This is a genomic window from Halorubrum sp. SP9, assembly GCF_005435015.1.
GTDB lineage: Archaea > Halobacteriota > Halobacteria > Halobacteriales > Haloferacaceae > Halorubrum > Halorubrum sodomense.
This window is the reverse complement of the sequence record NZ_SGXU01000025.1, coordinates 26,355-33,273: the sequence shown is the minus strand read 5'-3', so window position 1 is coordinate 33,273 and position 6,919 is coordinate 26,355. Positions and strand designations below refer to the sequence as shown.

Below are 6,919 nucleotides of genomic sequence, written 5' to 3'. Positions count from 1 at the left end.
CGGTGCCGGCGAGCGCGACGGCCGCGACGCCGAGAGAGGTCGTGAGCGGCGGCCCCGCGAAGTTCGCCTCCCGGACGGCCGCGGGGAGGGTCGCGACGACCGGGGCGGCGAGCGAGCCGAGGAGCGCCAGCGCGCCGCAGATCCGAGCCTTTCGGAGCGGCGGCATCGGGACGATGACGTTGGCCGACCTGGTGAGCTCGTACTCCGAGCGCTCGGTCGGGTCGAATCGGGGGTCGTCGGACATCCACGTGGTAACGCAACCCACGGCCCGGAGAAGTGAAACCCTGACGCCGAACGGGGCGTTCGGTCGACGGTCGGCGGACGGTTCGGCGGCGACACCCCCGCTTCGAAATCCTTTTACAGCTTTCGGGGGGATATACGCCCAACTGAACCATGGACGTCGATATCATCTCCGAGGACGAGAACCCGATGTTGCACCGAACGGACATCCGTTTCGAGACGACGCACGAGGAGGCCACTCCCTCGCGGCTGTCGGTCCGCGACTCGCTGGCGGCCAAGCTCGACAAGGACTCCGAGGAGGTCGTCGTCCACGAGCTCGACACGAAGTTCGGGATGCGCAAGACGGTCGGCTACGCGAAGGTGTACGACTCGGCCGCCGACGCGCTGGACGTCGAGCAGGACCACATGCTCGAACGCAACAAGATCGGCGACGAGGCCGACGCGGACGCCGAAGAGGCCTGACGCCGCCGGATGCGCGTTCTCGGCATCGAGGGTACCGCGTGGTGCGCGAGCGCCGCGCTGTACGACGCCGAGACCGACGCAGTTCTCATCGAATCCGACCCATACGAACCGGACAGCGGCGGCATTCACCCGCGAGAGGCCGCCGAACACATGTCGGAGGCGATCCCCGAAGTCGTCGACGACGTGTTGACCGCGGCCGAGGCGGAATACGGCCCGAACGCGGTCGACGCGGTCGCCTTCTCTCGCGGCCCGGGACTCGGGCCCTGCCTCCGAATCGTCGGGACAGCGGCGCGGGCGCTCGCCGGGACGCTGTCGGTGCCGCTCGTCGGCGTCAACCACATGGTGGCGCACTTAGAGATCGGTCGCCACCGCTCCGGCTTCGACAACCCCGTGTGTCTGAACGCCTCGGGGGCGAACGCGCACCTGCTCGGCTACCACGACGGTCGATACCGCGTGCTCGGTGAGACGATGGACGCCGGCGTGGGCAACGCGCTCGACAAGTTCACCCGCCACGTCGGGTGGAGCCACCCCGGCGGACCGAAGGTGGAGGCGGCGGCCGCGGAGTTCGCGGCGGCCGCGGGCGGACGCGGGGACGGGAGCAGAGACGGGGACGGAGACGAGAGCAGAGTCGGAGACGGGGACGGGAACGGAAATTCCGGCTCGGTCGCCGCCGCCGACCTCCTCGATCTGCCGTACGTCGTCAAGGGGATGGACTTCTCCTTTTCCGGAATCAGCTCGGCCGCCAACGACGCCGCGGACGACGGCGTCCCCGTCGAGGAGATCTGCTTTTCGCTCCAAGAACACGTCTTCGCGATGCTCACGGAGGTGTCGGAGCGCGCGCTGTCGCTGACGGGCGCCGACGAACTCGTGTTGGGCGGCGGCGTCGCGCAGAACGACCGGCTCCGCGAGATGCTGGCCGCGATGTGCGAGGCCCGCGGCGCCGAATTCCACGCGCCGGAGCCGCGCTTCCTCCGCGACAACGCCGGCATGATCGCCGTGTTGGGCGCGAAGATGGCCGCTTCCGGAGACACGATCCCGATCGCGGAGTCGAGGGTCGACCCGGACTTCCGGCCGGATCAGGTGCCGGTGACGTGGCGGTCGGGCGAGTCGGTGGCACGGGAACGCGGGGGGAGCGAACCGGACGGTGCCGAGCGCGACCCGGAGGCGGACCGCCGCGGCGCGGAGGCGACCGTCACGGTCACCGGGACCGGCGACGAGCGCCGCGTGATCAAGCGGCGCGTGGAGAAGGCGTACCGACACCCGGAACTGGACCGGACGCTCAGGCGCGACCGGACCGTCGCGGAGGCGCGGCTGACGAGCGAGGCGCGGCGCGCGGGGGTCCCGACCCCGCTCGTGTACGACGTCGACCTCTCAGACGCGACGCTGACCCTCGGGTACGTCGGGGAGCGCGACCTCGCGGCCGCCCTCGACGAGCGCCCGATCGAGGCGGTCGGCCGCTACCTCGCACGGCTTCACGGCGCCGGGATCGTCCACGGCGACCCGACCACTCGGAACGTGCGGGTGTCGCCCGGCGGCGAGAAGGTGGGGCGGTCCGTGGGAGGGCCGGAGGCGACGCCGGAGACGTACCTCATCGACTTCGGGCTCGGCTACCACACCGGGCACGTCGAGGACCACGCGATGGACCTCCACGTGTTCGAGGGGTCGATCCGAGCGACCGCGACCGATCCGGAGCCGCTGATAGCGGCGTTCGAGGCCGGATACGACGCGGCCGGCGACGGCGAGGTCCTCGACCGGCTTCGAGACGTGGCGGACCGCGGTCGCTATCGCTGACGACGGTCGCGGTCGACGACGGCAGTCGGGCTCCGCGGCGAAATCGGAGAGCGATTGCGCCACGATTTATGGTGCCGGCGGACAGAGGAACGGGTATGGCAGACAAACCGTCGTCCGGAGAGATCCTCGGGATTCCGTACAACTTCGAGCGTCCGAGCCTCGGGCGGCTGCTTTCGTCGTACTGGCAGCCCGACAAGGGAATGCTCGTCGAGAAGCCGTTCGGCATCGGCTACACCCTGAACCTCGCCAACTGGCGGTCGTGGATCGTCCTCGCGGTCGCGGGCGGGCTCTACTACCAGCAGCAGTCCGCCGGGGGCGCCCCGGCCGGCGACGCCGACGAGGAGGCCGCGGAGGACGACGACGGCCCCGTCGAAGTGATCGTCGACGACGACTGACGGCGCCGGCGACCGGGCCGGAATCCGTGGGCCGTGATAGCACGGGAACCGAGTTTCAGCGGTGATTCCTCGTCGGTTTCTTTTAAATATCAGAAGTACATACGTCCGGTAATGGAAGTCCAGTTCGAGTGCTCGTGTTCGGAGGAGATCTCCGAGTTCACCCGCGGCGAGACCAGCCGCGGGGTCCACGTCGAATGCGGGAACTGCGGCGCGGTGTACGCCGTGACGATCACCGAGTTGGACTAGCCGGCTGGCCCGCCGACTCGAACCGGAGGCGGACCGTGGTGCCGTCGTCGTCCGTCTCGAACCGGACGGTGCCGCCCTGCGTCTCACACATCCACTTGACGAGCCACAGCCCGATGCTGCTCGCGTGCGAGAGCGGCGTCTCCTCTTCGGCCTGTAACACCGCGCGCTCGTCCGGCGGGATCCCCGGTCCGTTGTCGGTGACCTCCAGACAGGTGGTCGTTCCGTTCTCGCGGATCGTCGCCTCCACGCGGCGGGTCGAACCGTCGTTGTGGGTGACCGCGTTCTCGAACACCTCGCGGATCGGGAACTCCACGGAGTCGTCCGCACGGATCCACGCCTCCGAGGGCGTCTCGACGGTGACCGCGGCGCCCTCGGCGTCGACGACCCCGATCGCCTCGTGGACCGCGGCGACGAGGTCGACGCGACCGTCCGGACGCTCGGGCGACGCGTCCTCGATCACCCGGAGTTTCTCGCTGATGGCGACGACGTCGTCGGTGGTCTCCCGGATCGTCTCCAGGCACTGTCGGCTCCGCTCGTCGTCGACCCGATCGGACAGCAGGTCGGTGTACCCCTGAATCACGTTGAGGTCGTTGCGGACGTTGTGCCGGAACACGCGGCTCAACACCTGGAGCTGCTGGTTGGAGGTTTCGAGGTCCCGTCGAGCGGTCTCCGCCCGGTTCCGGTGGTGCGTGACCGCGCCGTAAAGCAGTCCGCCGGAGCCGGCGACGAGCAGCCAGTCACTGACGAGACGCGTCGGGGTCCAGACGGCCGCGGATCCGCCCGCGGACGCGACGGCGAAGTCGATGCCCACCGCGAGCAGCGCCCCGACGAGGACGTACACCGCCGTGATCGCTGCCGCCGACCGTCCGTAGAGGTGTTCCGAGATATCCTTCATTTATATTTAACTCAACATCCGACGGATTTTCCTCTCGCTGAACACCTCGACGGCCGATGGCTTAAGTTTTGACCGCCGGACTCCGCTGGAGCGCCGATGTCGGACTCACCACGAGGCGCAGTCGGCACAGACGAAGTCGTCGCCGTCGCGCCAGCGACGCTCGACCCGCTGACCGCACTCGGCACACGCCGCGCCGTCGCCGTGCCACGTCGAGGTGGCGGTCGCGGGCTCGACTTCGTCGGAATCGTCGGGACCGGACTCCGTGGTATCGCCGTCGGCGCCGACCGACCCGTCCGTCGGCGCCTCGCCGCTGGCGTCGTCCGCCTCGGCGAAGTCGTCGAGGGAACGGTCCTCCGGCATCTACGCCTCCCGGCGGAGCCGGTCGACGACGTAGTCGCGCTCCAGTTCGCCGAGGAACTCCCCGAGCCGCGGCCCCTGCGTGTCGTCGAAGAACAGCCGGTAGCCCGCCGCGAAGAACTCGCTCACCTCGACGTCGTGGTCGCGGGCGGTCTCGTACATCGCCCCCTGAATCGCCTCGCCGTCGTGGCCCGCGGCGACGAACTCCGCGAGGTCGTCGAGCGCGGCCGCGACCTCGTCGTCGAACTCGACCGCCGGGAGGTCGGTCTGAAGGCGGTAGTCGTACTCGTTTTCGGTCCGCTCGGCCCAGTTTCGAGCCTGGTCCACGCGGGCGAGCGCGGCGTCGACCGCCTCGGGGGAGGCGTCCTCGGGGATGTGCCCCTCGTCGCGGGCGAGCCGCTCGCGGAAGTCGGGGTCGTCGACCATGCCGAGGACCGCCGCGAACGTGTACGGGAGCCGGAGCGGCTTCTCGGTCGGCGGGTCGTCCGCGCGCCCGACGACGAACGGGTAGGCGCGCTCGGCGAAGGCCGTGAGGTCCGGGTCGTCGACCTCGCCGAAGTAGGCGCGCTCGAACCGGTCGAACCGGTCGACCAACTGGTCGAGCCGCTCGATATCGAGGTCGCGGGCCTTCTTCGGGTGGAGCGCGAAAAAGTAGCGCAACACCGCGGGCTCGAGCAGCTCTAACAGCTCCTGCACCGTGACGACGTTCCCCTCGGAGGAGGAGAACGCCTCGCCGTTGAGCGTGAACCACTCGTACACCATCGGCACGGGCGGCTCCTCGCCGAAGACGTTCCGCGCGACGTCGACGCCCGAGGGCCACGACCCCTCCGCGTGGTCCTTCCCGAACGGCTCGAAATCGACCCCGAGGACGCCCCACTGGGCGGGCCACTCCAGCCGCCACGGGAGCTTCCCCTCACGGAACGTCGCGGTGCCCTCGTGGCCGCAGCCCTCGATGGTGTTGCCGCCGGCGTCCATGTCGGTACAGACGTAGTCGACGGTCTCGCTTTCGAGGTCGATCCCCGTCACCGTCTCCGTAATCTTCCCGCACGCCTCACAGACCGGGTTGAAGGGGACGTACTCGTCGTCGACCTTGTCCTGATACGGCGAGAGCACGTCCCGGACGCGGTCGAGGTCACCGAGGACCGTCCGGACCGCGTCGTCGAACGCGCCGTCGGCGTACAGGTCGGTGTTCGAGAGCATCTCGACCGGGACGTTCAGGCGGTCGGCGTCGGCCTTCAGCAGCCCCGCGAAGTGGGCCGCGTACGACTCCGCCTCCCCGAACGGGTCCGGAATCGACGTGTACGGCACCCCGAGGTTGCGGCCGAGCGCGCCCGCGTCGACCTCGCCGAGCCCGACGATCTCGCCGTCCGCGTTCGCCAGCTTCCGCGGCACCTTCCGCAGGGGATCCTTGTCGTCGGAAGTGAACACCTGCCGGACCTCGCGGCCCCGATCGCGGAGCACCTCGGCGACGAAGTAGCCGCGCATGATCTCGTTGAAGTTGCCGAGGTGAGCGACGCCGGAGGGGGAGACGCCGCCCTTGATCACGATCGGTTCCTCGGGGTCGCGCGCCTCGATCTCGTCAGCGACCACGTCCGCCCAGAAGGCGTGGAACGCCTCCGCGGACCCGTCGGCCGCCTCCTCCCGGTCGTCGGACGCGCCCTCGCCCCCGCCGGTCGGTCCATCCCCGAGCGCGGACTGCTCGGAGAGGATGTGCGGGGAGTCGGCGGCGGGCGCGTCGTCAGTCCCGGACTCGGTCGGCTCGTCGGCCGCGCCGTCCGCGCTCATCGCTCCCCCGCCCAGTCGCTCGGTTCGTCGCCGTCGATCGGGACCACGTCGGTCCCCGTGTGGTCGCCGCGCAACACGGCGTCGACGACGGCGGTCGGGTCGGTCCCGTCGAGGACGATCGAGCGTATTCCGGCCCGGTCGATCAGCTTCGCCGCGAGCAGGTCGACTGGCGCGGACGCGCCGGCGTCGCGGCTCATCGGGAGGACGACCTCGACGAGTTCGGCCGGCGACAGCGACGCGAACTGGGTCGCGTCGGGGTCGGCGTTGGGGTCGGCGTCGTACACGCCGTCGGCGCTCGTGGCGTAGACGAGCAGGTCGGCGTCGACCGACTCGGCGAAGGCGGCCGCGACCGCGTCGGTGGTCTGTCCCGGCGTCACCCCGCCCATGACCGCTACCTCGTCGCGGCGGAGGGCGGCCGCCGCCTCCTCGTAGTCGGTCGCGGGCGCGAGGCTCGCGTGGTCGCCGAGCGCGGCGATCAGGAGCCGGGCGTTGAGCCGGGTCGTCCCGATGCCGAGCCGGTCGAGCTCGACCTCGTTGGCCCCGATGTCGCGGGCCGTCTGGATGTACTCGCGGGCGACGCCGCCGCCGCCGACGACGACCCCGACCTCGCAGCCGGCGGCGGCCAGCCGTTCGATCGCCTCGGCGTACGCGGCCACGCGCTCGGGGTCGAGGTCCGGCGCGAGCACGCTCCCGCCCACGGAAACGACGACTCTCATTGCCGACGAGTATCCCTGTCGCGGTCTTAAGG

The 6,919-nt window shown here is 70.3% G+C and carries 8 protein-coding genes and 1 pseudogene; 4 read left to right on the top strand and 5 right to left on the bottom strand.

The window, feature by feature from the left end:
* Positions 1–244 (bottom strand): annotated as a pseudogene (locus EXE45_RS12790) (hypothetical protein); the annotation flags it as partial.
* Positions 245–393: 149 nt separating this feature from the next.
* Here EXE45_RS12790 and EXE45_RS12785 point away from each other — a divergent pair.
* The 4 genes from EXE45_RS12785 to EXE45_RS21715 all read left to right on the top strand — a co-directional run bounded on the left by EXE45_RS12785 (position 394) and on the right by EXE45_RS21715 (position 3,134).
* Positions 394–702 carry a 30S ribosomal protein S24e gene (locus EXE45_RS12785; protein WP_092919939.1) on the top strand — a complete coding sequence of 103 codons (309 nt, stop codon included), beginning with the start codon at positions 394–396 and terminating at the stop codon, positions 700–702.
* A gap of 9 nt (positions 703–711) precedes the next feature.
* Complete coding sequence (locus EXE45_RS12780) at positions 712–2,493, top strand: bifunctional N(6)-L-threonylcarbamoyladenine synthase/serine/threonine protein kinase (protein ID WP_137694553.1); 1,782 nt, start codon at positions 712–714, stop codon at positions 2,491–2,493.
* Between the two features lie 95 nt (positions 2,494–2,588).
* Positions 2,589–2,888 (top strand): DUF5808 domain-containing protein, encoded by a 300-nt coding sequence (locus EXE45_RS12775; protein WP_092919937.1) that lies wholly within the window; start codon positions 2,589–2,591, stop codon positions 2,886–2,888.
* Between the two features lie 111 nt (positions 2,889–2,999).
* Complete coding sequence (locus EXE45_RS21715) at positions 3,000–3,134, top strand: hypothetical protein (RefSeq protein WP_255510099.1); 135 nt, start codon at positions 3,000–3,002, stop codon at positions 3,132–3,134.
* Here the strand turns inward: EXE45_RS21715 and EXE45_RS12770 are convergent.
* The 4 genes from EXE45_RS12770 to pyrH all read right to left on the bottom strand — a co-directional run bounded on the left by EXE45_RS12770 (position 3,118) and on the right by pyrH (position 6,887).
* Complete coding sequence (locus EXE45_RS12770) at positions 3,118–4,029, bottom strand: sensor histidine kinase KdpD (RefSeq protein WP_137694552.1); 912 nt, start codon at positions 4,027–4,029, stop codon at positions 3,118–3,120. The genes EXE45_RS21715 and EXE45_RS12770 overlap by 17 nt on opposite strands.
* Positions 4,030–4,134: 105 nt before the next feature.
* Positions 4,135–4,389 (bottom strand): zinc ribbon domain-containing protein, encoded by a 255-nt coding sequence (locus EXE45_RS12765; RefSeq protein ID WP_092919935.1) that lies wholly within the window; start codon positions 4,387–4,389, stop codon positions 4,135–4,137.
* Positions 4,390–6,171 (bottom strand): lysine--tRNA ligase, encoded by a 1,782-nt coding sequence (gene lysS, locus EXE45_RS12760; RefSeq protein ID WP_137694551.1) that lies wholly within the window; start codon positions 6,169–6,171, stop codon positions 4,390–4,392.
* Positions 6,168–6,887, bottom strand: coding sequence for a UMP kinase (gene pyrH / locus EXE45_RS12755; RefSeq protein ID WP_137694550.1), 720 nt, complete (start codon positions 6,885–6,887; stop codon positions 6,168–6,170). Before pyrH ends, lysS begins: the two co-directional genes overlap by 4 nt.
* Between the last annotated feature and the right edge of the window lie 32 nt (positions 6,888–6,919).

Coding starts and splice junctions, on each gene's coding strand:
- EXE45_RS12785 (WP_092919939.1), top strand. CDS start 394: ATGGACGTCGATATCATCTCCGAGGACGAGAACCCGATGTTGCACCGA.
- EXE45_RS12780 (WP_137694553.1), top strand. CDS start 712: ATGCGCGTTCTCGGCATCGAGGGTACCGCGTGGTGCGCGAGCGCCGCG.
- EXE45_RS12775 (WP_092919937.1), top strand. CDS start 2,589: ATGGCAGACAAACCGTCGTCCGGAGAGATCCTCGGGATTCCGTACAAC.
- EXE45_RS21715 (WP_255510099.1), top strand. CDS start 3,000: ATGGAAGTCCAGTTCGAGTGCTCGTGTTCGGAGGAGATCTCCGAGTTC.
- EXE45_RS12770 (WP_137694552.1), bottom strand. CDS start 4,029: ATGAAGGATATCTCGGAACACCTCTACGGACGGTCGGCGGCAGCGATC.
- EXE45_RS12765 (WP_092919935.1), bottom strand. CDS start 4,389: ATGCCGGAGGACCGTTCCCTCGACGACTTCGCCGAGGCGGACGACGCC.
- lysS (WP_137694551.1), bottom strand. CDS start 6,171: ATGAGCGCGGACGGCGCGGCCGACGAGCCGACCGAGTCCGGGACTGAC.
- pyrH (WP_137694550.1), bottom strand. CDS start 6,887: ATGAGAGTCGTCGTTTCCGTGGGCGGGAGCGTGCTCGCGCCGGACCTC.